The 26,831-nt window shown below is 60.6% G+C and carries 22 protein-coding genes; 10 read left to right on the top strand and 12 right to left on the bottom strand.

Translation table 11 applies throughout. The features are described from left to right. Positions 1-25: 25 nt before the first annotated feature. The 4 genes from ACS5Q8_RS18300 to ACS5Q8_RS18315 all read left to right on the top strand — a co-directional run bounded on the left by ACS5Q8_RS18300 (position 26) and on the right by ACS5Q8_RS18315 (position 3,823). A complete protein-coding gene (locus ACS5Q8_RS18300) occupies positions 26-532 on the top strand; it encodes a sigma-70 family RNA polymerase sigma factor (RefSeq protein WP_247407728.1) in 507 nt (168 codons plus the stop codon). Further along, positions 529-1,266, top strand: coding sequence for an anti-sigma factor family protein (locus tag ACS5Q8_RS18305; protein ID WP_276193597.1), 738 nt, complete (start codon positions 529-531; stop codon positions 1,264-1,266). Before ACS5Q8_RS18300 ends, ACS5Q8_RS18305 begins: the two co-directional genes overlap by 4 nt. Before the next feature lie 108 nt (positions 1,267-1,374). Further along, positions 1,375-2,469, top strand: coding sequence for a cell division protein ZapE (gene zapE, locus ACS5Q8_RS18310; RefSeq protein ID WP_443694607.1), 1,095 nt, complete (start codon positions 1,375-1,377; stop codon positions 2,467-2,469). Between the two features lie 40 nt (positions 2,470-2,509). Then, positions 2,510-3,823, top strand: a complete 1,314-nt coding sequence (locus ACS5Q8_RS18315) for a protein kinase (protein WP_276193599.1) — start codon at positions 2,510-2,512, stop codon at positions 3,821-3,823. 1,178 nt (positions 3,824-5,001) lie between these two features. Here the strand turns inward: ACS5Q8_RS18315 and ACS5Q8_RS18320 are convergent. Both ACS5Q8_RS18320 and ACS5Q8_RS18325 read right to left on the bottom strand, forming a co-directional pair. Further along, positions 5,002-5,709, bottom strand: a complete 708-nt coding sequence (locus tag ACS5Q8_RS18320; RefSeq protein ID WP_276193600.1) for a YebC/PmpR family DNA-binding transcriptional regulator — start codon at positions 5,707-5,709, stop codon at positions 5,002-5,004. A gap of 101 nt (positions 5,710-5,810) precedes the next feature. Beyond that, complete coding sequence (locus tag ACS5Q8_RS18325) at positions 5,811-6,668, bottom strand: LysR substrate-binding domain-containing protein (RefSeq protein ID WP_276193601.1); 858 nt, start codon at positions 6,666-6,668, stop codon at positions 5,811-5,813. Positions 6,669-6,793: 125 nt separating this feature from the next. On the opposite strand from ACS5Q8_RS18325, the gene ACS5Q8_RS18330 reads away from it, so the two are divergent. From ACS5Q8_RS18330 to ACS5Q8_RS18340, 3 genes are all read left to right on the top strand, one after another. Next, on the top strand, positions 6,794-7,903 hold the full coding sequence (locus ACS5Q8_RS18330) for a 2-aminoethylphosphonate--pyruvate transaminase (RefSeq protein ID WP_465159296.1): 1,110 nt from the start codon (positions 6,794-6,796) through the stop codon (positions 7,901-7,903). A gap of 27 nt (positions 7,904-7,930) precedes the next feature. Then, a complete protein-coding gene (gene phnX, locus ACS5Q8_RS18335) occupies positions 7,931-8,758 on the top strand; it encodes a phosphonoacetaldehyde hydrolase (protein ID WP_276193603.1) in 828 nt (275 codons plus the stop codon). Positions 8,759-8,872: 114 nt separating this feature from the next. Then, the gene (locus tag ACS5Q8_RS18340) at positions 8,873-9,418 is read left to right on the top strand and encodes a cytochrome b (RefSeq protein ID WP_465159297.1); all 546 of its coding nucleotides are present in this window, start codon (positions 8,873-8,875) and stop codon (positions 9,416-9,418) included. Here ACS5Q8_RS18340 and ACS5Q8_RS18345 read toward each other — a convergent pair. Together ACS5Q8_RS18345 and ACS5Q8_RS18350 are read right to left on the bottom strand one after the other, a co-directional pair. Then, entirely contained in the window at positions 9,415-10,305 is an 891-nt protein-coding gene (locus ACS5Q8_RS18345) for a 1-aminocyclopropane-1-carboxylate deaminase/D-cysteine desulfhydrase (protein WP_276193605.1), read from the bottom strand. The two genes, ACS5Q8_RS18340 and ACS5Q8_RS18345, sit on opposite strands and share 4 nt — an antisense overlap. A gap of 58 nt (positions 10,306-10,363) precedes the next feature. Continuing rightward, the gene (locus tag ACS5Q8_RS18350) at positions 10,364-12,403 is read right to left on the bottom strand and encodes an oxidoreductase (RefSeq protein WP_465159298.1); all 2,040 of its coding nucleotides are present in this window, start codon (positions 12,401-12,403) and stop codon (positions 10,364-10,366) included. 212 nt (positions 12,404-12,615) lie between these two features. On the opposite strand from ACS5Q8_RS18350, the gene ACS5Q8_RS18355 reads away from it, so the two are divergent. Both ACS5Q8_RS18355 and ACS5Q8_RS18360 read left to right on the top strand, forming a co-directional pair. Continuing rightward, positions 12,616-13,746, top strand: coding sequence for a carbon-nitrogen hydrolase family protein (locus tag ACS5Q8_RS18355; RefSeq protein ID WP_276193607.1), 1,131 nt, complete (start codon positions 12,616-12,618; stop codon positions 13,744-13,746). A gap of 4 nt (positions 13,747-13,750) precedes the next feature. Continuing rightward, on the top strand, positions 13,751-14,785 hold the full coding sequence (locus ACS5Q8_RS18360) for an AraC family transcriptional regulator (protein ID WP_276193608.1): 1,035 nt from the start codon (positions 13,751-13,753) through the stop codon (positions 14,783-14,785). A gap of 275 nt (positions 14,786-15,060) precedes the next feature. Here ACS5Q8_RS18360 and ACS5Q8_RS18365 read toward each other — a convergent pair whose 3' ends face one another. Both ACS5Q8_RS18365 and ACS5Q8_RS18370 read right to left on the bottom strand, forming a co-directional pair. Then, positions 15,061-15,831, bottom strand: a complete 771-nt coding sequence (locus tag ACS5Q8_RS18365; protein ID WP_276193609.1) for a DUF2242 domain-containing protein — start codon at positions 15,829-15,831, stop codon at positions 15,061-15,063. Positions 15,832-15,920: 89 nt separating this feature from the next. Next, positions 15,921-16,820, bottom strand: a complete 900-nt coding sequence (locus ACS5Q8_RS18370) for a LysR family transcriptional regulator (RefSeq protein WP_465159299.1) — start codon at positions 16,818-16,820, stop codon at positions 15,921-15,923. A gap of 120 nt (positions 16,821-16,940) precedes the next feature. On the opposite strand from ACS5Q8_RS18370, the gene ACS5Q8_RS18375 reads away from it, so the two are divergent. After that, positions 16,941-18,107 (top strand): MFS transporter, encoded by a 1,167-nt coding sequence (locus ACS5Q8_RS18375; protein ID WP_276193610.1) that lies wholly within the window; start codon positions 16,941-16,943, stop codon positions 18,105-18,107. A gap of 48 nt (positions 18,108-18,155) precedes the next feature. Here the strand turns inward: ACS5Q8_RS18375 and ACS5Q8_RS18380 are convergent, their stop codons facing one another. The 6 genes from ACS5Q8_RS18380 to tig all read right to left on the bottom strand — a co-directional run bounded on the left by ACS5Q8_RS18380 (position 18,156) and on the right by tig (position 26,674). Beyond that, positions 18,156-20,030, bottom strand: coding sequence for a SurA N-terminal domain-containing protein (locus tag ACS5Q8_RS18380; protein WP_426102116.1), 1,875 nt, complete (start codon positions 20,028-20,030; stop codon positions 18,156-18,158). Positions 20,031-20,261: 231 nt separating this feature from the next. Beyond that, complete coding sequence (locus ACS5Q8_RS18385) at positions 20,262-20,549, bottom strand: HU family DNA-binding protein (protein ID WP_221034285.1); 288 nt, start codon at positions 20,547-20,549, stop codon at positions 20,262-20,264. 133 nt (positions 20,550-20,682) lie between these two features. Then, on the bottom strand, positions 20,683-23,079 hold the full coding sequence (gene lon, locus ACS5Q8_RS18390; protein WP_276193612.1) for an endopeptidase La: 2,397 nt from the start codon (positions 23,077-23,079) through the stop codon (positions 20,683-20,685). A 161-nt stretch (positions 23,080-23,240) separates the two neighbouring features. Then, a complete protein-coding gene (gene clpX, locus ACS5Q8_RS18395) occupies positions 23,241-24,524 on the bottom strand; it encodes an ATP-dependent Clp protease ATP-binding subunit ClpX (protein ID WP_017848146.1) in 1,284 nt (427 codons plus the stop codon). Positions 24,525-24,636: 112 nt separating this feature from the next. Further along, positions 24,637-25,272 carry an ATP-dependent Clp endopeptidase proteolytic subunit ClpP gene (clpP, locus tag ACS5Q8_RS18400; protein WP_048725112.1) on the bottom strand — a complete coding sequence of 212 codons (636 nt, stop codon included), beginning with the start codon at positions 25,270-25,272 and terminating at the stop codon, positions 24,637-24,639. 91 nt (positions 25,273-25,363) lie between these two features. After that, positions 25,364-26,674, bottom strand: coding sequence for a trigger factor (tig, locus tag ACS5Q8_RS18405; protein WP_276193613.1), 1,311 nt, complete (start codon positions 26,672-26,674; stop codon positions 25,364-25,366). Positions 26,675-26,831 lie beyond the last annotated feature (157 nt).

Consider the following 26,831-nt stretch of genomic DNA (forward strand, 5'->3'; position numbering starts at 1 on the left):
TACAACCGGCTAGACTCAACTCCCCATGCATGAACTCGACGAACAGTTACGTGAACTCATCCCCAGGCTGCGGCGTTTTGCCGTGTCCCTGAGCCGTAACGCCAGCAGCGCCGACGACCTGGTGCAATCGACCCTGGAACGGGCGATCACGCGCTGGGCCGACAAAACCGTCGACGGCGACCTGCGCGCCTGGCTGTTCTCGATCCTCTACCGGCAGTTCCTCGATGCCCATCGGCGCACCCGGCGCTATGCACGCATGCTCGAGTTGTTTACTGGCCGCGATGATGTGCAGCCCTCGGTCGAACGCACGGTGATCGCCCAGTCGACCCTGCAAGCCTTCGACCAGCTCAACAGCGAACAGCGCGCCCTGCTGTTGTGGGTGTCGGTCGAAGGCTTGAGCTACAAGGAAGTCGCGCAGATTCTCGATGTGCCCATCGGCACCGTAATGTCGCGCCTGTCCAGGGCGCGCCAAGCCCTGCGTCAACTCAGCGATGGCGAAATTAGCCGCCCTTCCCTGCGGATACTCAAATGATCAGCCTGCCCCCCAGCGAACATGATTTGCATGCCTACGTCGATCAGCAACTGCCAGAGAGCGACCGGCGCGTGCTGGAAACCTACTTGGCTGCCCACCCCGAGGTCGCCGCCCAGGTCCATGCCTGGCAGCAGGACGCGCACGTATTGCGCGCCGCCTTGAGTGGCGCACTCCAGCAGCCGGCCAACCCGAACCTGGACCCGGCGCTGATCCGCCAGCGCATCAAGCAGCAGTCGCGCCGCCATTTCGCCACGGCGGCGCTGCTGCTGATAGCGATCAGCCTTGGCGGTCTGGGCGGCTGGCAGGCCCGCGAAGCCACGCAATCGCCCATGCTGCCCATGACCGATGCCATGCAGGCCTACCGTCTGTTTGCCCAGGACGGTGTGCTGCCCGCCGACTATCACGCCCAGGGCAGCGACACCATGCAAGCCTGGCTCGACCGCTATTTCAACCAGGCCCAGCGCCTGCCCGACCTGAGCCAGGCGGGCTTCAGCCCTGTCAGCGGGCGCTTGCTCAGCACCGAACAAGGCGCGGCGGCGATGGTGCTGTACGAGGATCTGCAAGGCCGGCACATCAGTTTCTATATCCGCCCACCGGGCCCGGAAAACGCCTTCCTGCCCCGTGGCAGCCGCAGCGCCGATGGCTTGCAGGCCGAGTACTGGTCCGGCGGCGGGTACAACTACGCGATGGTCAGCCCGGTGGGTCAGCCGGCCACGCCGCTGCTGCGCTTCTAGAAACCGACGGCCAGGCGTTTTCGAGATAGCTGGCGGCGCGTTTCTCTATTGGTCAAATCCAAGGTGTCGCCCTAAAGTGAGCGACCACCGCACACAGAGTGACTCCCATTGGCGCCGCGTTCCCTGATCCGTCGTTTGCTCGGTAAAAAACACCACACCCACGACGACTCGCCCATCCCGACGTTCTTTCAGACCAAGGCCGCGCAGCACGGCTATACCCTCAGCGCCGCACAGGCCCAAGCGATTGCCGCGATGGCGCGCGAGACCCGGCACCTGCTCGCCGGCCAGCCTACCCGCAGCCTGTATTTGCACGGGCCGGTGGGGCGCGGCAAAAGTTGGCTGCTGGATGGTTTTTTCCAGGCATTGCCGATTGCTGAAAAACAACGCGTGCATTTCCATGACTTTTTCGCCCACCTGCACCGGGGCATGTTCGCCCATCGTCAGCACCACGACGCGCTGGCCATGACCCTTGATGCGCTGCTGGACGGTTGCCGCGTGCTGTGTTTCGACGAATTCCACGTCCACGATATCGGCGATGCAATGCTGATCAATCGCCTGTTTAAGGCGTTGTTCCAACGTCGCGTGCTGGTGCTGGTGACGTCCAATTACCCGCCGCACGGGCTGTTGCCCAACCCGCTGTACCACGAGCGCTTCAAACCGGTGATCGAGCTGATCGCGGCGCGCATGGACGTGCTGGAAGTCAGCTCGCCCGAGGATTTCCGCAGCCTGCCCCAGGCCCATGCCGAACAGCGCTTCAGCAGCGGTCAGTACGTGTGGCCAGGCACGACGGCGCAGCGCGCCGCGCTCGGGCTGCCGGCCACGGATTGCACGGCGCAGGTGCTGAGGGTCGGCAACCGCCAGTTGCGCTGCCGCAGCCAGCAGGCACGGCGCATCGCCTTCACGTTCGCTGACCTCTGCGAACAACTCACGGCGGTGATGGATTACCTGCTGCTGTGCCAGGACTTCGACCACTGGATCATCGACGGGCTGCCGCACCTGGCAGACTGCCCGATTGCCGTGCAACAGCGCTTTATCAATTTGGTGGACGTGCTCTACGACCAGGATAAACAGCTGATCCTGATCGGTGCGCACCCGCTGGAGCAGGCCTTGAGCGGCCAAGCCATTGATCTGGCGCGCACTGCCAGTCGCCTGAACCAATTGCAAGTGGTCCACCCGCAACACACGCCCGACCCGCTATCATGAGCGCCTTTTACACCCCCCTTGCCGAGTGACCGCGCCGTTCATGAATACCCTCGCCCAACTCAAGGCCGGCCAATTGGCCGGCATCCAGCGCCTGGACCTGTCCTGCGGGCTGACCGAATTCCCCCGGGAAATCTTCGAACTGGCCGACTCCCTGGAAATCCTCAACCTCAGCGGCAACGCCCTGAGTAGCCTGCCCGACGACCTGCATCGCCTGCCGCACCTGCGCGTGCTGTTCTGCTCGGACAACGCCTTTACCGAACTGCCGGCCTGCCTGGGCCAATGCGCAAAGCTGAGCATGATAGGCTTCAAAGCCAACCGGATCAGCCACGTGCCGGCCGCCGCGCTACCGCCGCTGTTGCGCTGGTTGATCCTCACCGACAACTGCATCAGCCAACTGCCCGACGAATTGGGCCAGCGGCCGCTGCTGCAAAAACTGATGCTGGCCGGCAACCACCTGGCGCACCTGCCGCCAAGCCTGGCCAACTGCCACAACCTCGAGCTGATCCGCATCGCCTCCAACCGCCTCACCGGCCTGCCGCACTGGCTCCTGGCACTGCCCAGCCTGACCTGGCTGGCCTACGCCGGCAACCCGGTGGAAATGGCGGTAGACGTAGCTGACGACGACGCGACGCCGGACATTCCGTGGTCGGCACTGGAACTGGCCGAGGTCCTCGGAGAAGGCGCCTCCGGGGTGATTCGCAAGGCGCTCTGGCAACCCTCGGCCAAGCCGGTGGCGGTCAAGTTGTATAAAGGCAGCATCACCAGCGATGGCTCACCGCTGCACGAAATGCAGGCGTGCATTGCCGCCGGGCTGCATCCCAACCTGATCAAGGTGGAAGGCCGCGTGGTTGACCACCCGGATGACCAGGCCGCGCTGGTGATGGACCTGATCGAGCCGAGCTACCGCAACCTCGCCGCCCTGCCGAGCCTGGCGTCCTGCACCCGCGATATCTACGAACCAGCCACCCGCTTCAGCCTCGCCGTGGCATTGCGCATGGCACGCGGCATCGCCTCGGTGGCCGCGCACCTGCACCGCCACGGCATCACCCATGGCGACCTGTACGGCCACAATATTCTGTGGAACGCGGCGGGCGACTGCTTGCTCGGGGATTTCGGCGCGGCATCGTTCCATGCCTCGGCGGACACCGTGGAAACCCGGGCGCTGCAACGCATTGAAGTACGGGCGTTCGGGGTGTTGCTCGGGGAGTTGCTGGAGCGGATTGACACGGGCTTGAGCGACGCCACGCGCCAGGCACTGGAAGGCTTGCAGGGGCGTTGCTGTCAGCCCGAGGTGTTGGCGCGGCCGAGCTTCAAAGAAGTCGAAGCGCTGCTGCAATCTATTCCACACCACTGAACCCAATGTGGGAGGGGGCTTGCTCCCGATGGCAGTAGCACATTCAACATCATCGTTGACTGAGGCACCGCTATCGGGAGCAAGCCCCCTCCCACCGCTTGGAGCGCGTTTATTCAGCCACGAATCAGCCAGCCAAGCCTTCGAGAAAGGCTTCGAATCTGCTCATCGTGGAAACCAGGGCGCTGCAACGCAGTCTATTCCACACCACTGAACCCAATGTGGGAGAGGGCTTGCTCCCGATGGCAGTAGCACATTCAACATCATCGTTGACTGAGGCACCGCTATCGGGAGCAAGCCCCCTCCCACCGTTTGGAGCGCGTTTATTCAGCTACGAATCAGCCAGCCAAGCCTTCGAGAAAGGCTTCGAATCTGCTCATCGTGGAAACCAGGGCGCTGCAACGCAATCTATTCCACACCACTGAACCCAATGTGGGAGAGGGCTTGCTCCCGATGGCAGTAGCACATTCAACATCATCGTTGACTGAGGCACCGCTATCGGGAGCAAGCCCCCTCCCACCGTTTGGAGCGCGTTTATTCAGCCACGAATCAGCCAGCCAAGCCTTCGAGAAAGGCTTCGAATCTGCTCATCGTGGAAACCAGGGCGCTGCAACGCAGTCTATTCCACACCACTGAACCCAATGTGGGAGGGGCTTGCCCCCGATGGCAGTAGCACATTCAACATCATCGTTGACTGAGGCACCGCTATCGGGAGCAAGCCCCCTCCCACCGTTTGGAGCGCGTTTATTCAGCCACGAATCAGCCAGCCAAGCCTTCGAGAAAGGCTTCGAATCTGCTCATCGTGGAAACCAGGGCGCTGCAACGCAGTCTATTCCACACCACTGAACCCAATGTGGGAGGGGGCTTGCTCCCGATGGCAGTAGCACATTCAACATCATCGTTGACTGAGGCACCGCTATCGGGAGCAAGCCCCCTCCCACCGTTTGGAGCGCGTTTATTCAGCCACGAATCAGCCAGCCAAGCCTTCGAGAAAGGCTTCGAATCTGCTCATCGTGGAAACCAGGGCGCTGCAACGCAGTCTATTCCACACCACTGAACCCAATGTGGGAGGGGGCTTGCTCCCGATGGCAGTAACACATTCAACATCATCGTTGACTGAGGCACCGCTATCGGGAGCAAGCCCCCTCCCACCGCTTGGAGCGCGTTTATTCAGCCACGGATCAGCCAGCCAGGCCGACGAACATATCCTGCACGTCATCGTGGTTGTCCAGGCCTTCGAGGAAGGCTTCGACTTCAGCCATCTGCTCGTCGGTCAAACCCGACACCGGGTTCTTCGCGATATAGCCCAGCTTGGCCGACAGCACGGTAAAGCCCTGCTCCGGCAGCGCTTTCTGCACGGCGTCGAGGTCGGTGGTTTCGGTGATGAACTGAGTGGTGCCCTCTTCTTCGCCCTCTTCGAAATCCTGGGCGCCCGCTTCAATGGCCGCCATTTCAGGATCGGCATCCGGGCTGTCCGGCGCGGCTTCGATCAGGCCGACGTGGTTGAAGTCCCAGGCCACGGAGCCGGAAGCGCCCAACTGGCCCTTGCGGAACGCCACGCGGATTTCCGCCACGGTGCGGTTGATGTTGTCGGTCACGCATTCAACGATCAACGGCACTTGGTGCGGGGCGAACCCTTCGTAGGTCACGCGGTGGTACTGCACGGTTTCACCGAGCAGACCGGCGCCTTTCTTGATGGCGCGGTCCAGGGTTTCCTTGGGCATCGAGGCTTTTTTGGCCTGCTCCACCACCAGACGCAAGTGGGCGTTGGTCGCGGTGTCGGCACCGTTACGGGCGGCGATGGTGATCTCTTTCACCAGTTTGCCGAAGATCTTGCCCTTGGCATTGGATGCCGCTTCTTTATGTTTGACTTTCCACTGTGCGCCCATGACTCACTCTCTTTCTCGTCCATCGCGCCGAGACGTCTACTGGCCAGCGCTTTGGGGGCAGAGTTTATAGGGCAAAAACGCAACGTTCCACCAAAAAACCTTCACGGCGCCAGCTCGAAAAACGCCTGAATCAAACGCAGCGACCGACGGCGCTCCATGCACCCCAGGCTGTGTCGGTTGACCAGCCCCTCCCCGTGGATCGGCAGCGCACGCACGCGTGGGTCCGGGCTGACCTCCATCGAGGACACCACGCCCACCCCCAACTGCGCGGCAACGGCTTCGGTCACCGCCTCCCGGCTGTCCAACTCCAGCAGTACTTTCGGTTGCACACCCGCCCCCAGGCAGGCGTGGTCAAAGGTGCGCCGCGTGATGGACCCGGGCTCGCGCAGCACCATGATCACCTCGTGCAATTGCGCCAGTTGAATGCCCTCGGCCAGCGTCGCCCACGGGTGGCCGGCCGGTACCAACGCGCAGATCCGCGACTCGCTCAACGCTTGCAGGTGCAGGCCGTTGCGCGGTTCAACTTCGGTGAGCACCGCCACATCCGCGTGCTCGGACAGCAGCGCCGCCAGGGTTTCCTGGGCATTGCCCAGCCGCAGGTTAACGGTAATGCCCGGGTAGCGCGCGCGCAGGCTGGCGATCATCGGCATCACCAGGTGCGGGCCATCCGCCGCCACTTCGAGGCGCCCGGTGAGCAACTGCCGATTCGCCTCCAGCAGCGCCTGGGCCTCATCCACCAGGCCGAAGATCGCCCGGGTGAGCGCCGCCAGGCGTGTGCCCTCTTCGGTCAACTCCACACGTCGCGCAGTGCGGCGCAACAACGGGATCTGGTAGTGCTCTTCCAGGGCCTTGATGTGCCCGGTCACCGCCGGTTGGCTGATGAACAACCGCGCCGCCGCACGGGTAAAGCTGCCCTCGCGGGCCACCGCATCGAATGCGCGTAGTTGGAACAAGTTCATGCTGACTGACCTGATTATCGGCCTAACTGATAGCTTGCATAACAACAAACAATTTGATTGATGACAAGCCAAACTGCAATTTAGGCGCCGTAACGTCAACCCCCGACACCTAGCAAGGACTTGAGATGAGCACCGCCGCGCCGATCCTGCTGACCCCTGGCCCCCTGACCACCTCTGCCCGCACCCGCCAGGCAATGCGGGTGGATTGGGGTTCATGGGATGAGCGTTTCAACCAGTTGACCGCCAGCGTCTGCTCGCAACTGTTGGCGATCATCAACGGCGCAGACAGCCACCATTGCGTGCCGTTGCAAGGCAGCGGCACCTTCGCCGTCGAAGCCGCCATCGGCACCCTGGTGCCACGCGACGGCAAGGTGCTGGTGCTGATCAACGGCGCCTATGGCAAGCGCCTGGCAAAGATCTGCGAAGTGCTCGGCCGCGACTTCACCACCGTTGAAACCGCCGAGGACGAACCCGCCAGCGCCGCCGACGTCGACCGCCTGCTGCACGCCGACCCGGCCATCACCCACGTCGCGTTGATCCACTGCGAAACCAGTACCGGCCTCCTCAACCCGCTGGCGCAGATCGCCCAAATGGTCAAACAGCATGGCAAGCGCCTGATCGTCGACGCGATGAGTTCCTTCGGCGCGCTGCCGATCGATGCCCGCGAAGTGCCGTTCGATGCCCTGATCGCTGCTTCAGGCAAATGCCTGGAAGGCGTGCCGGGCATGGGGTTTGTCTTCGCCGAAAAACGCGCGTTGGGCGCCGCCCAAGGCAACTGTCACTCCCTCGCGATGGACCTCTTCGAGCAGCACCACTACATGGCCAAGACCGGCCAGTGGCGCTTCACCCCGCCGACCCACGTGGTCGCCGCGCTGCACGAAGCGCTGCTGCAATACCACGAAGAAGGCGGCCGGCCCACGCGCCACCGACGCTACGCCAACAATTGCCAGGTGCTGCTCGAAGGCATGGCCGAACTGGGCCTGCGCAGCTTTCTGCCGGCGGCGATCCAGGCCCCCATCATCGTCACCTTCCATGCGCCGAAAGACCCGCGCTACCAGTTCAAGGCGTTCTACGAACGGGTCAAGGCCAAGGGTTTCATTCTGTACCCGGGCAAATTGACCCAGGTGGACACCTTTCGCGTGGGCTGCATCGGCCACGTCAATGCGGCCGAGATGCGTGCGGCGGTCGCGGCGGTTGCGCAGGTACTGCAAGAAATGCAAGTGCTGGACATCTGATTGCCCTTTACCCACAGGATCTGAACCATGAACTATCAACATCCCGACACCCTGCAGGCCGTCATCCTCGACTGGGCCGGCACCGTGGTCGACTTCGGCTCGTTCGCCCCAACGCAGATCTTTGTCGAAGCCTTCGCCGAGTTCGATGTGCACGTCTCTATCGAGGAAGCCCGTGGCCCGATGGGCATGGGCAAATGGGAGCATATCCGCACCCTGTGCAACCAGCCGCAGGTCGCCGAGCGTTACCGCAAGGCGTTCGGCCGCACGCCGACCGATGACGACGTAACCGCGATCTACCAGCGCTTCATGCCGCTGCAGATCGAAAAAATCGCCGAGCACTCGGCCCTGATCCCCGGCGCCCTCGACTGCATCGCTGCGCTGCGTGCGCAAGGGCTCAAGATCGGCTCCTGTTCCGGCTATCCCAAGCAAGTGATGGACAAGGTCGTCGCGCTGGCCGCCACCAACGGCTACGTCGCCGACCACGTGGTCGCCACCGACGAAGTGCCTAATGGCCGCCCATGGCCGGCGCAGGCGCTGGCCAACGTGATCGCCCTGGGGATTGACGATGTAGCGGCGTGCGTCAAGGTCGACGACACCGTGCCGGGCATTCTCGAAGGCCGTCGCGCCGGGATGTGGACCGTGGCCCTGACCTGCTCCGGCAACGCCCTGGGCCTGACCTACGCACAGTTCCGAGCCCTGGACAGCACCGCCCTGGCCCGCGAGCGCACGCGTATCGAAGCCCTGTTCGAAGGTTCGCGGCCGCACTACCTAATCGACACCATCACCGACCTGCCAGGGGTGATCGCCGACATCAACCGGCGCCTGGCACGTGGTGAAATGCCGCAAAGCCACTGATCAAGGTCAACTCAACGGCATTCACGTCGGGCAAACCCCGCAAAACAGGCTTAAAGTAAAAGAACTTCGTCGCCAAAGAACGGAGATTTGCCCTGATGAGAGAGGAACCAAGCGATGCCGTGGAAAAATTCCGAGTCACGTTACAGCACTATGTCGATAGCGTTGCATTGGTTGATGCTTGTGCTGCTGGCGGTGGTTTACGCCTGTATTGAGTTTCGCGGGATCTTCCCCAAAGGCAGTGGCGGGCGAGCACTGATCGTGGAAATGCACTACATGCTCGGCCTGACCGTGTTTGTGCTGGTCTGGCTGCGCCTGTTTGCGCGCTCGCTGGGGGTTGCGCCGAAGATTGTACCGGCACCGCCGCAATGGCAGAGCCTGCTCGCGACCCTGATGCATATTGCGCTGTATGCCTTGATGATCGGCATGCCGATTGCCGGCTGGCTGATCGTCAGCGCTCAAGGGCACTCCGTGATGTTCTACGGAATCGAGTTACCGCCCTTGATCGGCGAAAACAAGGACTTGTCCAAGCAGATCAAAGAGTGGCATGAACTGGGCGGTTCCATCGGTTATTGGTTGATTGGCCTGCATGCCGCAGCCGGTCTGTACCACCACTACTTCATGCGTGATAACACGGTGTTGCGCATGATCCCCAAACGCTAGGCAGCCAACCCTCGGCGGCCTTGCAAGCCGCCGGTGTGGACGAAGATCAGACGCGTGCCCGCAGGGAAGCGTCCGGCTGCGACCTGTTGCTTCAACGCCAGCAGTGCTTTGCCGGTGTAGAGCGGCTCCAGCGGTAAGCCGCAGGCCTGTTGCGTGGTCTCGATAAAGTCGAGCAATAACCGGTCGACCTTGGCGAAGCCGCCCCGGCTGGCGTCCAACAACTCATGCCCGCCCTGCACAATGGCGCGCACGTTCTGCGCTACGCCGTGATCGTCCGGCACCGCCATTGCGCCGTACACCGGGTGAGCGCCCTCCTCGGCCAATGCCAGCCCGGCCAGCGTCGTGCCGGTGCCTGCCGCCAGCCACCATGCGTCGTAATCATCCCACCCCACGTTGCTCAACTGCGCGCGCGCCTGCTCGACCAATACGCCGCAACCCAACGCCCCGGCGACGCCCCCGCCGCCTTCGGGCACTGGATAGAGATGGGGATATTGCTCGCGCCACGGCAGCCAGAAACCTGGCTCATGCCGCGCACGGTAGCCGCCATAACCCAGCCAATGCAGCTGCATGCCGAAGGCTTTCAGGTCGAGGACAGTGGGCGTGTCTTGGGGATGGCCGCGCAACAGGCCGACGGTGGGAAAATCAAAACGCTTGCCGGCCGCCGCCAGCGCATGCAGATGGTTGGAGTACGCCCCTCCAAGGCTGATGATCCCGCCGGCACCGGCCTGTTGCGCCTGGGCCAGGTGCTCGGTGAGCTTGAACCACTTGTTGCCGCTGATCAGCGGGTCAATACGGTCCAGACGCAGCACGGCCAACTCAACCCCGTTCAGCCAATCCAGCGGCAGCGGTTCCAGGGGCGCATGGGGAAGCCAATCGAAAGGGCCCATCGGGGCAAGTCCGCATGAAAAAAGGGGCGGTAGTCTAACACCGCCCCTTCCAGGCATTTTACAACTCAGCCGCCAGGCGCGAGCCCTGGTTGATGGCGCGCTTGGCGTCCAGTTCGGTCGCCACATCGGCGCCACCGATCAGGTGGACGTTCTGGCCCGCCGCGACCAGGCCGTCCTGCAATTCGCGCAACGGGTCCTGGCCGGCGCAGATCACAATGTTGTCCACCGCCAACAGCTGCGGCTCGCCCTCGGCGCCGATGCGGATATGCAGGCCCTCATCGTCGATCTTCAGGTACTCGACGCTGTTGAGCATCTGCACCTGCTTGTTCTTCAAACCGGTGCGGTGAATCCAGCCGGTGGTCTTGCCCAACCCATCGCCGACCTTGGAGGCCTTGCGCTGCAACAGGAACACCTCGCGCGCCGGCGGGTGGGGTTGAGGCTTGATCCCGGCGACACCGCCACGCGCTTGCAACTGCGTGTCGATGCCCCACTCTTTCCAGAACGCGTCGCGGTCCAGGCTGGTGGACACGCCCTGATGCACGAGGAACTCCGACACGTCGAAGCCGATACCACCGGCACCGATCACCGCGACGCGCTTGCCCACCGGTTTGCGCTCGAGAATCACGTCGAGGTAGCTCAGCACCTTGGGGTTGTCGATACCCGGAATCGCCGGCGTGCGTGGTGCGATACCGGTGGCCAGGATGATCTCGTCGTACCCGCCCGCCGTCAGCTGCGCGACGTCGACACGGGTGTTGAGGCACAGCTCCACATGGGTGGTCTGCAACTTGCGATTGAAGTAACGCAGGGTTTCGAAAAACTCTTCCTTGCCCGGCACGCGCTTGGCGATGTTGAACTGGCCGCCGATCTCGCTGGCCGAATCGAACAATGTCACCTGATGGCCACGCTCGGCCGCCACCGTGGCCGCGGCCAGGCCCGCAGGACCGGCGCCGACCACGGCGATTTTCTTGATCTGCTTGACCGGCAAGTAGTTGAGTTCGGTCTCGTAGCACGCGCGCGGGTTGACCAGGCAGGTGGTCAACTTGCCGCCGAAGGTGTGGTCCAGGCAGGCCTGGTTACAGCCGATGCAGGTGTTGATTTCATCGGCACGGCCGGCGGCGGCCTTGTTGACGAACTCTGGGTCGGCGAGGAACGGCCGCGCCATCGAAACCATGTCGGCATCGCCTGCGGCGAGGATCTGCTCGGCAATCTCCGGGGTGTTGATGCGGTTGGTGGTGATCAGCGGGATCTGCACCGCGCCACGCAATTTGGCGGTGACTTTACTGAACGCGCCACGCGGCACCTTGGTGGCGATGGTCGGGATACGCGCTTCGTGCCAGCCGATCCCGGTGTTGATAATGCTCGCACCAGCCTGCTCGATGGCCTTGGCCAGTTGCACGATTTCTTCCCAACTGCTGCCGCCTTCCACCAGGTCGAGCATCGACAGGCGGAAGATGATGATGAAATTCGGGCCGACGGCTTCGCGCACCCGGCGCACGATCTCCACCGCCAGGCGCATGCGATTTTCATAGCTGCCGCCCCAACGATCGGTACGGTGGTTGGTGTGGGCGGCGAGGAACTGGTTAATGAAGTAGCCTTCGGAGCCCATGATTTCCACGCCGTCGTATTCGGCGGACTGGGCCAGCAGCGAGCAGGTGACGAAATCCTGGATCTGCTTCTCGATGCCCGCTTCGTCCAGCTCCTTGGGCTTGAACGGGTTGATCGGCGCCTGGATCGCGCTCGGTGCAACCTGCTTGGGGCTGTAGGCATAACGACCGGCATGGAGGATCTGCATGCAGATCTTGCCGCCGGCGGCGTGTACGGCGCGAGTCACGATCTTGTGCTTCTGCGCCTCTTCGTCGGTGGTCAGCTTGGCCGCGCCGGAATACACCCCACCTTCATCGTTCGGGCCAATGCCGCCGGTGACCATCAGGCCCACGCCGCCAAGGGCACGCTCGGCAAAATAGGCCGCCATGCGTTCGAAACCGCCCGGTTTTTCTTCCAGGCCCGTGTGCATCGAGCCCATCAGGGTACGGTTGCGCAAGGTGGTAAAACCCAGGTCCAACGGGGCCAGCAGGTGCGGGTACGCAGCAGCGGTCATGGTCAAGCTCCACAACGGATCATCACGGGACGTGGCACGCTCTAACGGCTTGCCATCGGTTTATGTCCCACAGACTATAGAGGCGATCAGCCAGGGCTCAATGACTGAAACTGACAAGTTATTGATCCAAATGCACAGCACCCCTTGGCAAGCAGAGCCACGGGCCCTACCCTAGTCGCGAACCCTGCACTTGGTCCGTTGTCTGTTCCCCCATGCGTAAACTTCTAGCTTTTACCGTCACCATGGCGTTGGTTGCCGCCGTCGCCGCCTATCTGGTCTGGACCCAGGAGCGCCCCGTGGCGCATTACCTGTCCGACCTGCGCATCACCCTGGCCGTCAACGAGGGCCAGCCTGCCGATCGCGGCAACCTGCTGGGCATCCAGCCGGAACTGTTCCCCGGCGATTACCAGAGCCTGGAGCGCTTGCACCTGAAGCTCGCGGCCTACCTGCAAACGGCCCGAGACCAGGGGCTGCTCAATGAAAAAACCATCGTAGTGCTGCCGGAACACATCGGCACCTGGCTGATGCTCAGCGGCGAAAAAAACGAGCTGTATCAGGCGCCCCATCTGAAAGACGCGATGAATTGGCTGTCGATCAGCAACCCGGTGCAATTCATGCGCGCCTGGATCAGCGCCACTGGCGACAACCGCATGGACGACGCTTACTTACGCATGAAAGCCCCGGCGATGGCGCGGGACTACCAGGTGTTGTTCGGCGGCTTGGCCAAGGAGTTTGGCGTGACCCTGGTGGCCGGCTCCATCGCGCTGCCCAACCCCAGCGTAAGCCAGGGGCAACTGCAGGTCGGGGATGGCGCGCTGTACAACGCCAGCCTGGTGTTTGCGGCCGATGGCCTGCCCCTGGGCCAGCCGCAGCGTCAGCTCTACCCGATCTACGACGAGCGCGGTTTCATTGCGCCAGGCGATGAAAACACCGTCAGCGTGGTCGACACCCCGGCCGGCCGCCTGGGCATCCTGATCGGCAGCGACAGCTGGTACCCGGACAACTATCGCAAGCTCAATGAGCAAGGCGCCCAGTTGATCGCCGTCCCCGCGTTTGTCATCGGGCGCGACACGTGGGACCGCCCATGGCGCGGCTTCAAGAGCGTGTCGACGCCCACGGAAATCAGCCTCAAACCCGAAGAGCTCAGCGAGGGCGAAGCCTGGCGGCGCCTGACCTTGATCAGCCAGCAACCCATCAGCCAGGCCACCGCAGGCATGAGTGTGTTTTTGCGCGGGCAGTTCTGGGACCTGGGCAGCGCCGGCCGGAGCTTTCTCAGCAGCAACGGTCAAGTGTTCGCCGACGGCGACGCCCGTGGTGCGCGCTTGCTGAATCTCTGGTTGTAACGCCGTGAAGCCGGTACGCCTGGGGGATATGTCGGTGGGCTTCGTACACACCCTGGCCGACGCAATCACCCACCACGGGCTGGACCCGCAACCGCTGTTGCTGCAATACGGCCTGGACCCGGCGCGGCTCGCTGAAGCCGGCGCACGCTTGTCGATCCCGCGCTATATGCGCCTGGGCCATGCCGCCATCCAACTGACCGGCGACCCGGGCCTTGGCCTGCGCATGGGCCAATTGAGCCGCTTGAACCAGGCCGGCCTGGCGGGCGTCACGGCCGCCCAGGCGCCCAACGTGCGCGAAGCGGCCCGCACCCTCACGCGCTTTGAAGCGCTGTATGGTTCCAACTATCGCGGGCAATCGAGCTTTCATGAAGACGCCGAAGGCGCCTGGCTGCGTTTCTATTCCATCAGCCCCTACAACGCCTATAACCGCTTTGTGGTCGACTCGATCATCGCCGGCTGGTTGCACCAACTGTCGAGTCTGGCCCAGCAACCGGTGCAGGCGCAGCGCATCGAGATCGAATTCGACGCACCGGACTACAGTGAACAATACCGCGCGTTGGGCGACAGTCCGGTCCACTTCGGCGCCGACGCCAATCAACTGCGCCTAAGCCAACCAACCCTGGCCCTGCGCAACCCGCAGCATTGCCCAAGCACCTGGCACCTGCTGTTACAGCTATGTGAAAGAGAGTTGGAGCAGTTGACCCGCACCCGCAGCCTGCGCGAGCGCATTACCCGTTTGCTCGGGCCGATGCTCAATGGTGGCCGGGAGCCCGACCTGGAAGAAGTGGCGGCGCGCTTGAAGCTGCCGACCTGGACCCTGCGCCGCAAACTGGCCGAAGAAGGCACTCAGTTCCGGGCGATCCTCAACGATACCCGCCGCGACCTGGCTATGACCTACATTCGCGATACGGAACTGGCATTCGGCGAGATTGCCTACTTGCTCGGCTTTGCCTCGGCTCAAGCCTTTCAACGAGCGTTCAGGCGGTGGAACAACCAGACCCCAGGGGAGTTTCGCCGCAGTCAGCGGCATTCCGCCTGAAATCGGTTTTATAGCTCGGTGGCATCGTCGGCGGGGTCCAGCGGATCCCATTCAAAGGCCTGGTACTCGAGCAGTTCTTCCTGATAATCGTCCATATTAAGCTCCTTTAGGGTGAAAGCGGCTGCAGGTTAATGACCTACAAGACCAGCCTAAAGTGCCGTCATGACGAAAAAATGTCAGCGCCATGACGTTCCTGCACTACAGGATTAAACGTAGCAGCGCTGCAAGAATTTATCAGGTGCCAATCAGCCCCGCCCCGTCGAAGGCCGTCGGTGTCACTGGGAAGGCGTCGGCAGGGGCGGAATAGCTTCCGTCGGCGGCGGCAGCGTGGGAGCCGCTGGCTCTTGTTGCGGAGCAATCGGTGCGGGCTCGGCCGGAGGTGCGACCGGCTCGGAAACAACCGGTGCGGCGAGCTCCTGCTTCGGCGCTTCAACTTTTTCGGCGGCCGGCGCGGCTTTAGGCTCAGGCACGCCCAACTCCGCCTTAGGCTGCTCGGGAATATGCGCAGCCTTTTTCACTTCCTGCGGCAGGAATACATCCACCAACGCAAAGTACCGCTCATAGAACTTCGGTGCCGAGACAGTCTCACTCGCCACCTTCACCATCGAGTCGTCGGTGGAGCCGATCGGCATCGATACCGAGCCCAACACGCCCACACCCAGGCTTGCGGAGTTATTGACCTTCTTCAGCGCATAGCGATCCTGCAGGGCGTTGGCAAATATCGTCGAATGATTTTTACCTTTGCCATCGTCCGCACACACCACGTTGAAGCTGATCTGCAGATGAGTTTCGCCGGTCTGCTGGAAACTCTTGTTACCCACCACCAGCTTCGGATCGCTGCTGGTGATGATGTAACCCTGGCTCAGCAGTGCACGGCGCGCGGCCTCGCACGCGGCGATGTCACTGACCGGGTAATCACGGGAGAACGTACCGGAGTCGTCGAAATTCTCGTGCTCGTAAATAGCGGTCTTGGGTGACGAGCAGCCCGTGGCGCCCGCCAACACCAGCGCCAAGCCGAGGCTACGCAAGTGAAATGATGTCGACATTGAAAATCCTGAGGAAAACGATCTGGGCGGTATTGTGCAACAGAACGAGGCCTTGGCGCGCGCATTCCTGTCGGTAAAACGTCACAAGCCTACACAGCGGTGCCTACGGGGAAAAGCCCGGCGTACATATGGTCGATAAACACGCGTAACTTGGCTGAGGCATGGCGACTTGATGGCCACAGCAGCCAGAAACTGCCACGGTGTTCGAGATAATCATCCAACACCCGTTGCAAGCGCCCCTCCCGCACGGCCTCGTTGACCATGTAGTCCGGCAAGCAGGCGATGCCCAACCCCTCGTGTACCACATGCTTGAGGGACTCGATGGTGGTGCTGACCAGCGGTGTACGCAACGTGGGCTCGGCGGCGCCCGAAATGTGACGCAACGGCCAGTTTTCCAGCTTGCCGGTGGTACAGAATTTGTGGCGCAAGCAGGCGTGATTGCTGAGGTCCTGCGGTTGCTGCGGGGTGCCGTGTTGAACGAAGTAGCCCGGCGTGCCGACAAGTACCAACTGGTAATAGCCCAGATGACGCGCCATCAAGCGCGAATCTTCCGGCTTGCCCGTGCGAATCACCGCATCGAAACCTTCCTCGATCACGTCGACCATGCGGTCGGAAAAATCCACATCCAGCTCGATATCCGGGTAGGCGCGCATAAAGTCACTGAGTACCGGCATCAACAACCCGCGCACCTGCGGCAGACTGATGCGCAACTTGCCCCGGGGCGTGGCGCTGGCGTCCGTCAACTCCTGCTCGGCCGCCTCGACCTCGGCCAGAATACGCCGCGAACGCTCAAGAAACAGTGAGCCTTCGCTGGTCAGCGTGATACTGCGCGTGCTGCGGTGAAACAGCCTTACGCCCAAGCGCTCTTCCATGCGCGCGATACTTTTGCCCACGGCCGAAGAGGATACCCCCAGCACACGGCCAGCAACGGTAAAGCTGCGTGTCTCCGCCACCTGCACAAATACCGACAGGCTGCTCAAGCTGTCCATGATGACGCCCCGACCGATTACGGACATCCACGCCCGATAAGTTCGGAACCTTAGCCTGTTTTTCCGCGCACCACAGCCCCTTACTCTGCCGCCTTGCCCCTTTTATATGGATAGAGCGTTATGAGCGACAACCCGTCACTGACCCATTGCCCGGCGAACGCCCAGCCTGACGCGCTGCCGCTCGGTGGTTTGCTGGCCCTGGCTTGCGCAGGATTTATTACCATCCTCACCGAAGCCATGCCCGCAGGGCTTCTGCCGCAGATGGGCGCAGGCCTGGGCGTGTCACCCGCCCTGGTTGGCCAATTGGTCACCCTCTACGCCCTTGGATCGTTGCTCGCGGCCATCCCCTTGACGCTGCTGACGCGTGGTTGGCGCCGCCGACCTCTACTGCTGGTGGCCATTAGTGGCTTTGCCCTGGTCAACAGCGTGACTGCCGTATCCAGTCACTATGGGCTTACGCTGGTAGCGCGCTTTTTCGCCGGGGTATTCGCCGGGTTGCTCTGGGCCCTGTTGGCGGGTTATGCCAGTCGCATGGTCGCCCCTCATCTGCAAGGCCGGGCGATTGCCATCGCAATGCTTGGCGCGCCGCTGGCCCTGTCCCTGGGCGTGCCGGCCGGCACACTGCTGGGCACTCTCGTTGGCTGGCGCTTGAGCTTTGCGATCATGACCGGACTGACGCTGGTGCTACTGCTCTGGGCGCGCTGGCAACTGCCGGACTTTGCCGGTCAAGCGGCACAACAGCGCCTGGGCCTGCGCCAGGTGATGACGTTGCGCGGCATTCGCCCGGTGCTTTGGGTGACCTTTACCTACGTGCTGGCCCACAACATTCTCTACACCTACATCGCCCCACTGCTGGAGCACGCCGGAATCGAGGCCGATATCGACCGGGTGCTGCTGGTGTTTGGCCTCGCGGCGTTGTTGAGCATTTGGCTGGTGGGCCTGCTGATCGATCGATGGTTGCGCCCGCTGGTGCTGCTCAGTTGCGCGCTGTTTGGCCTGTCGGCGCTGGCGCTGGCGTTCTGGATCGACTCGCCGGCGGTCATCTACACCGCCGTAGCGGTTTGGGGCCTGGCATTCGGTGGCCTGCCGGCCTTGCTACAAACCGCTCTGGCCAAGTCCGCTGGCGAGTCGGCGGACGCAGCGCAATCGATGCTGGTGACCGTGTGGAACCTGGGCATTGCCGGTGGCGGGTTAGCGGGGGGGTTGCTGCTGCAGAGTTGGGGCGTGTTCGCGTTTCCCTTGGCGGTAGTTGCTTTGATGCTGCTTGCCCTTAGCAAACGCCCATGAAAAAGCCCCCGGTCTTTTCAGGCCGGGGGCTTTTTATTCAAACCGAGATCAGTACTTCTTGATCTCAGCCTTGGTTTCCAACTGCTTGCGGTACGCCGCAAAGTCCTGCTGACCCACACGGGAGGCGAGGAAACGGCGGTATTGCGCCTTCTCGTCGTCCGATGGCGCCGCCGCTTCGTTGACGCTGTTCAAGCGCACGATCACCAGGCTGCCATCAGCGAGGGTCACGGTGGTGAAGGTCGGTTTGTCCTTGGCCGCAGGCTTGGGCATGCGGAACAGGGCTTGCAGCACGACCGGGTCGATCGCTTCCTGGCTACGAGTAGCCACGGCGGTGACTTTCCAGGCCTGACCATCAATGGGCTGGTTCAGCGGGGTTTTGCCATCACGCAGGCTGGCGATCAACTCGTCAGCGTGAGTCTTGGCGGCCGCGCTGGCGCGTTCCTTGGTCATCTGTGTGCGGATCGCCGCTGACACGCTTTCCAGCGGCAGTTGCGTAGGCTTCAGGTGTTCTTTTGCCCGCAGCACGATGATGGTTTCCGGGTCGAGCTCGATGGCGGTGCTGTTGGCACCCTCATCCAACACTTCCGGACTGAACGCGGCAGTGACCACGGCACGGTTGGCTGCAACACCCTCCCCGCCGTCGCGACCAAACGGCGCAGAGGTGTGAACGGTCAGCTTGAGGTCGGACGCTGGCTGAGCCAGGTCGGAGGCTTCAAATGCCGCATCTTCCAATTGCTTGGTCGCTTCGACAAAACGCTGTTCAACCTGTTGATTCTTGAGCTCGTGAGTCAGCTTGCCTTTCAGGCTGGCGAACGATGGCACTTCTGGCGCTTCAACGCCCAGCAGCTTGATCAGGTGCCAACCGAAGGTGCTGCGCACCGGTGCCGAGACCTGGTCCTTATTCAAGGCATACAGGGCTGCTTCGAAGTCCGGATCGTAGACGCCAGGACCGGCAAAACCGAGGTCACCGCCATTGCTGGCCGAACCCGGGTCCTGGGAGAACTCCTTGGCCAGGGCTTCGAACTGCTCACCCTTGGCCAGGCGCGCCTGGACCTCCTCGATCTTGGCCTTGGCTTGCGCGTCAGTGACCTTGTCGTTGACTTCAATCAGGATGTGCGCGGCACGACGCTGCTCAGAGAGGTTAGCGGTTTCTTTCTCATACGCCGCCTGCAGTTCATCGTCCTTGACGGTGACCTGGTCGAAGAAGGACGACTTCTTCAACTCCAGATAGTCGATGACCACCTGGTCCGGAGTCATGAACTCTTTGGCGTGCTGGTCGTAGTAAGCCTTGACCTCGTCGTCAGTGAGTTTCACCGCCGCAGGGTTGGCCTTGATATTGACGGTGGCGAAATCGCGGGTCTGTTTTTCCAGACGGGCGAATGCCAGCACCTGTGCGTCAGTCACAAATGCGCTGGCGCCGATACCGTTGCGAACTTGCCCGATCAGCATTTCCTGGCTCAGCATCTGACGGAACTGCAGACGGCTGTAGCCCAGTTGACGGATCACCTGGTCAAAACGTTCGGCGTTGAACTTGCCGTCCACCTGGAATTGCGGCGTCTGTAGGATCACCTGATCCAGCGCAGCTTCAGAGAAGCCAAACTTGGAATCGGCGGCGCCTTGCAGCTCCAGCTTACGATCGATCAGCCCCTTGAGAGCGGCGTCGCGCAGTAGCTTTTCGTCGAGCAAGGAAGCATCGAAATCCTTGCCGAACCGTTGCATCAACTCGCGACGTTGCATGTCGACGGCCTGGCTCAGTTCGGTCTGGGTGATTGCTTCACCGTTGACCTTGGCCACGTCCTGCTTGGTGTTGGTCGAAGCCTGAAAAATAGCCTCGATACCGGTGAACGCCATCAATGCGACGATGATCCCGATAATGGTCTTGGCAATCCAGCCTTGTGAATTGTCCCTGATATTTTGCAGCATGCGTCCCCCAGAAACGGTTGAACTTCAAAAATTGGCAACCGTGGAGCGTGGGTAGAGTCCGGATAGAAGAAAGGCGCATCCGAGGATGCGCCTTCTCGTAACTGGCGGAGCGGACGGGGGTTAGAACCCACACCCCCGGCGTGGTGACCCGATGGATACGTGGGTCAGCTGCCGCTCCGCTGCCAGGCCAGACCTGCGTCGGACCCGGGTAGGTAAAGGCTTGAGCGAGGCTTAGTTAACGGCTTCTTTCAGGGCTTTACCGGCTTTGAAACCTGGTTTCTTGGCAGCAGCGATTTGCAGTGCTTTGCCAGTCTGTGGGTTACGGCCAGTGCGAGCTGGACGGTCAGTCACAGAGAAAGTACCGAAACCTACCAGTACCACCGAGTCGCCGGCCTTAAGAGCGCCAGTGACGGATTCGATTACTGCGTCCAGCGCACGGCCAGCAGCAGCTTTCGGGATATCAGCGGATGCGGCGATAGCATCAATCAGTTCCGACTTGTTCACTCTAAGTCCCCTTATATATCTATTGAGTATGATTCTAAGTTTTTTGGTGAAAGCAAAAACCAGTGCTGAATGGACTACAGACACTTAAGAGCCGCTTTATAACAAGGGCTCTAAAAAGCTGTCAAGGAAGCCCCCAGGCTTTAACGCATTAATGCGTGCTAATTCTTTCCTTGGAATCAGACTCGCGCTTTTCGTCCTTAGCGACTATCTCCGGAGCCACATCCGGCAAGGGCTCCGGCGCGTATTGCAGCGCAATTTGCAGGACCTCGTCAATCCATTTAACTGGTTTAATCTGAAGATCTTGCTTGATATTGTCAGGAATTTCCTTCAAGTCGCGGACATTCTCTTCAGGAATGATCACAGTCTTGATTCCACCCCGGTGTGCGGCGAGCAATTTCTCTTTCAGACCACCGATGGCCAATACCTGGCCACGCAGGGTGATTTCGCCGGTCATGGCCACATCAGCGCGCACCGGAATGCCGGTCAGGGCCGATACCAGGGCCGTACACATGCCTACGCCAGCGCTAGGGCCGTCTTTTGGGGTCGCCCCTTCCGGCATGTGGATGTGGATGTCGTGCTTCTCGTGGAAGTCCAGGGGAATCCCCAGGCTCCGGGCGCGGCTGCGCACCACGGTCTGCGCAGCGGTGATGGATTCGACCATCACGTCACCCAAGGAACCGGTCTTGATCAATTGGCCTTTGCCTGGGATCACCGCAGCTTCGATGGTCAGCAATTCACCGCCCACCTGGGTCCACGCCAGGCCAGTCACCTGCCCTACCTGATCCTGCTGTTCAGCCAAGCCGTAACTGAATTTACGCACGCCGAGGTAGTGCTCCAGCGCATCGGCCGTGACCTTCACCGAGAAGCGTTTTTCCAGTGCATGTTCCTTGACCGCCTTGCGGCAAATCTTCGCGATCTGGCGCTCAAGCCCCCGTACACCGGCCTCGCGGGTGTAGTAACGCACCATGTCGCGGATCGACTCGACCGCGAATTCAATCTCGCCTTTCTTCAGGCCATTGGCCGAAATCTGCTTGGGCGCGAGGTATTTGACGGCGATGTTGATCTTCTCGTCTTCGGTGTAACCCGGCAGACGAATCACCTCCATCCTGTCCAGCAACGCTGGCGGAATGTTCATGGAGTTGGAGGTACACAGGAACATCACGTCGGACAGGTCGTAGTCGACTTCCAGGTAATGGTCGTTGAAATTGTGGTTCTGCTCGGGATCGAGCACTTCGAGCAACGCCGATGCCGGATCGCCGCGCATGTCGCTGCCCATTTTGTCGATTTCATCGAGCAGGAACAGTGGGTTGCGCACACCCACCTTTGTCATCTTTTGAATCAATCTTCCTGGCATCGAACCGATATATGTCCGGCGATGACCACGAATTTCCGCTTCATCACGCACGCCGCCGAGGGCCATTCGCACGAATTTACGGTTGGTGGCATTGGCAATCGACTCGGCCAGGGAGGTTTTACCCACACCAGGCGGACCGACCAGGCACAACACCGGGCCACGAATCTTCTTCACACGCTTTTGCACGGCGAGGTATTCGAGAATGCGTTCTTTGACTTCTTCGAGGCCATAGTGGTCGGCGTCGAGGATATCTTCGGCGCGAGCCAGGTCCAGGCGGACCTTGGTCTGAGCCTTCCACGGCACCTGCACCAGCCAATCGATGTAGGAACGAACCACCGTGGCTTCGGCCGACATCGGCGACATTTGCTTGAGCTTATTCAGCTCGGCATTGGCCTTGGTCAGGGCGTCTTTTGGCAGGCCGGCGGCATCGATGCGCTTTTTCAGCTCTTCGATTTCGTTGTGGCCCTCCTCGCTGTCGCCGAGTTCTTTCTGAATGGCCTTCATCTGCTCATTCAGGTAGTACTCGCGCTGGCTGCGCTCCATTTGTTTCTTCACGCGACCACGGATGCGTTTTTCAACCTGCAGCAGGTCGATTTCGGCATCGAGCAGCGCCAGGACGTGTTCGACACGGGCCGGCAGGTCGATGATTTCAAGGATGTCTTGCTTCTGCTCGATCTTCAGCGCCATGTGCGCGGCCATGGTGTCGACCAGGCGGCTAGGCTCATCAATGCTGTTGAGGGAAGACAGGACTTCAGCCGGGACTTTCTTACCCAACTGCACATACTGCTCGAACTGCGAGAGCAGGCTGCGTACAAATACTTCGGACTCGCGCTCCGGGGCCTCGACTTCGTCGATCAGCGCCACTTCGGCACGCAGGTGGCCGTCCACCTCCATGAAACGCTCGACAGCACCACGCTGCTCACCTTCCACCAGCACCTTGACGGTGCCATCGGGCAGCTTGAGCAGTTGCAGGACAGTCGCAACGGTACCGACGCGATACAGGGCATCTTCGCCTGGATCATCATCAGCAGGGTTTCTCTGGGCCAACAGCAGGATCTGCTTGTCGCCCGTCATCGCAGCCTCGAGGGCTTCGATAGACTTCTCGCGCCCCACGAACAGCGGGATAACCATGTGCGGATAGACGACGACATCACGCAACGGCAGGAGAGGCAATTCGATGGTTGTCTTCATGATTTCGCCTCTATGACAGTTGAAAAGTAAGCATGAAACCAAGATGGGGGCTGCTAGCAAAAAAAACAAGCTCAATGCCAGCAGTTAAACGCAGGAAAAACACACCCTTAAAACAAAAGGGGCCCCTAAAGGCCCCTTGTTGTTATGCAGCTACAGGACGCTTAAGCGTCTGGTGCAGCCTTGGCAGCCGGCTCACTGTTTTCGTAGATATACAGTGGCTTGGACTTACCTTCGATAACGCTTTCGTCGATCACCACTTTACTCACCTCGGACTGCGAGGGAATTTCGTACATGGTGTCGAGCAATACGCCTTCGAGAATCGAACGCAGGCCACGCGCACCGGTCTTGCGCTCCAGTGCCCGCTTGGCCACTGATTTGAGTGCGTCGGTACGGAACTCGAGGTCTACGCCTTCCATTTCGAACAGCTTGGCATATTGTTTGGTCAGGGCGTTTTTCGGCTCGGTGAGGATCTGAATCAGAGCAGCCTCATCCAACTCGTCCAATGTCGCCAGAACTGGCAGACGACCAACGAATTCCGGGATCAGACCAAACTTGACCAAATCGTCAGGTTCGACTTCACGCAGGGACTCGCCCACCTTCTTGCCTTCTTCCTTGCTGCGCACTTCTGCACTGAAACCGATGCCGCCACGGGTGGAACGGTTTTGAATAACCTTTTCCAGTCCGGAGAACGCACCGCCGCAGATGAACAGGATATTGCGCGTATCAACCTGAAGGAATTCCTGCTGCGGGTGCTTGCGGCCACCTTGTGGCGGTACGGAAGCAACCGTGCCTTCGATCAGTTTCAGCAAGGCTTGCTGCACGCCTTCACCGGAAACATCCCGAGTGATCGACGGGTTGTCGGACTTGCGCGAAATCTTGTCGATTTCGTCGATATAGACAATACCCATCTGGGCTTTCTCTACGTCGTAGTCGCACTTCTGCAGCAACTTCTGAATGATGTTCTCGACGTCTTCACCCACGTAGCCAGCCTCGGTGAGGGTGGTAGCGTCGGCGATGGTGAACGGAACGTTCAGCAGGCGAGCAAGGGTTTCTGCAAGCAGGGTTTTACCCGAGCCTGTAGGACCGATCAGCAAGATGTTGCTCTTGCCGAGCTCGACTTCGTCGTTTTTCTTGTCACGCTGGTTCAAACGCTTGTAGTGGTTGTACACCGCTACGGCCAGAACCTTTTTTGCACGCTCTTGACCAATCACGTACTGATCAAGGATGCCGCTGATTTCTTTAGGCGAAGGCAATTTATGCGCGCTGCTCTCGGCCTGGGCTTCCTGCACCTCCTCACGGATGATGTCATTGCACAGGTCGACGCACTCGTCGCAGATAAAGACCGAGGGGCCGGCAATCAATTTGCGCACTTCATGCTGGCTTTTGCCACAGAAGGAGCAATAGAGCAGCTTGCCGTTGTCCTCGCCGTTGCGGGTGTCAGTCATTCGTTCGATCCAAATCCGATAGGCTTGCAACACAAGATGAAGGCTTATGCGGGCTTTTTCAAGCCCACAGGTGATCGGACTTGCCGACCAGCCCTATTTTGAGCTGCTTATATTAAGCGGGGCGCTTTTCAATCACTGCGTCGATCAACCCGTAATCACGCGCGGCTTCAGCGCTCATGAAATTGTCACGGTTGGTATCACGCTCGATTTCTTCCAAGGTGTGCCCGCTGTGCTTGGCCATCAGCGTGTTAAGACGCTCACGAATAAAGAGGATTTCCTTGGCATGGATTTCGATGTCCGATGCCTGACCCTGGAAACCGCCCAGTGGCTGGTGAATCATCACGCGCGAGTTCGGCAGGCAGTAACGCTTGCCTTCGGCACCCGCGGTCAGCAGGAAAGCGCCCATGCTGCAGGCTTGGCCGATGCAGGTGGTCGACACGTTTGGCTTGATGAACTGCATGGTGTCGTAGATCGACATACCTGCGGTCACCGAACCGCCCGGCGAGTTAATGTAAAGATGGATGTCCTTGTCCGGGTTTTCCGCTTCAAGGAACAGCAGTTGCGCACAAATCAGGTTGGCCATGTAGTCCTCTACTGGGCCCACCAGAAAGATCACTCGCTCCTTGAGCAGGCGCGAGTAGATGTCGTAGGCGCGTTCGCCACGAGCGGACTGCTCGACAACCATCGGGACCAGGCCGCCTGCGGCCTGGATATCAGAGTTCTGCTGAATATAGGAATTACGGAACATGCTCTGCAGTTACTCCCAAATAGTCATGTCTTGAAAACGCATAAGCCAGCGCGAGGCTGGCTTATGGTTGTATTTCGAACGAGTTGGACAATCAGTCGGCTTGTGCTGCTTCCGCCGGCTTGACTGCTTCTTCGTAAGAGACCGCTTTATCGGTCACCTTAGCCTTCTGCAGAACAGTATCCACAACTTGTTCTTCCAGCACAACCGAACGTACTTCGTTCAGCTGCTGGTCGTTCTTGTAGTACCAAGCCACAACCTGCTCAGGCTCCTGGTAGGCCGAAGCCATTTCCTGGATCATTTCACGAACGCGATCTTCGTCAGGCTTGAGATCGAACTGCTTGACCACTTCAGCCACGATCAGACCCAGCACGACGCGGCGCTTGGCTTGTTCTTCGAACAGCTCGGCCGGCAGTTGGTCAGGCTTGATGTTGCCACCAAACTGCTGAACAGCTTGTACGCGCAGGCGATCCACTTCGTTGGAAAGCAGAGCCTTAGGCACTTCGATCGGGTTGGCGGTCAGCAGACCGTCCATGACCTGGTTCTTGACCTTGGACTTGACGGCCTGACGCAGCTCACGCTCCATGTTCTTGCGAACTTCGGTGCGGAAGCCGTCGATGCCGGTTTCCTTGATGCCGAATTGAGCGAAGAACTCTTCGTTCAGCTCTGGCAGCTTAGGCTCGGAAACGCTGTTGACCGTCACGGTGAACTCGGCGGCTTTGCCGGCCAGGTCCAGATTCTGGTAGTCAGCCGGGAAAGTCAGGTTCAGAACGCGCTCTTCGCCAGCTTTTGCACCAACCAGACCCTCTTCAAAACCCGGGATCATGCGGTTGGAGCCCAGCACCAACTGAGTGCCCTTGGCGGAGCCGCCAGCGAATGCTTCGCCGTCAACCTTGCCCACGAAATCGATGTTCAGTTGGTCTTCGTTCTGAGCAGCACGCTCGGCCACTTCGAAACGCGTGTTCTGCTTGCGCAGGACTTCCAGCATGTTATCCAGGTCAGCATCAGCCACTTCAGCGCTCAGACGCTCGATCGCGATACCTTCGAAACCGGCAACTTCGAACTCTGGGAACACTTCGAATACAGCAACGTACTCCAGGTCCTTGCCCGCTTCCAGGGACTTAGGCTCGATCGACGGCGAGCCGGCCGGGTTCAGCTTTTGCTCAACAACCGCTTCGTAGAAAGAAGCCTGGATCACGTCGCCTACCGCCTCCTGACGCGCATCAGCACCAAAACGGCGCTTGATTTCGCTCATTGGCACTTTGCCTGGACGGAAGCCAGCGATCTTGGCCTTTTGGGCAGTCTGCTGCAGACGCTTGTTGACCGCAGTCTCGATGCGCTCTGCCGGCACGGTGATGCTCAGGCGGCGCTCGAGAGCAGTAGTATTTTCAACAGAAACTTGCATGGATATTCCTCGTTGCACAGACGTTAGCCGGCCGTTTCCGACCCCAGAATCAAGGGCATGCATTCTAGTGGGTCAAACTCAAGAAGTCACCCTACTGGAAACGGGTAAAAAAACAGCAGGCAATTTATCGGTACGAAGACACTGTTGCGCCTCGCCC

The sequence above is a fragment of the Pseudomonas sp. PAMC25584 genome (assembly GCF_058135675.1).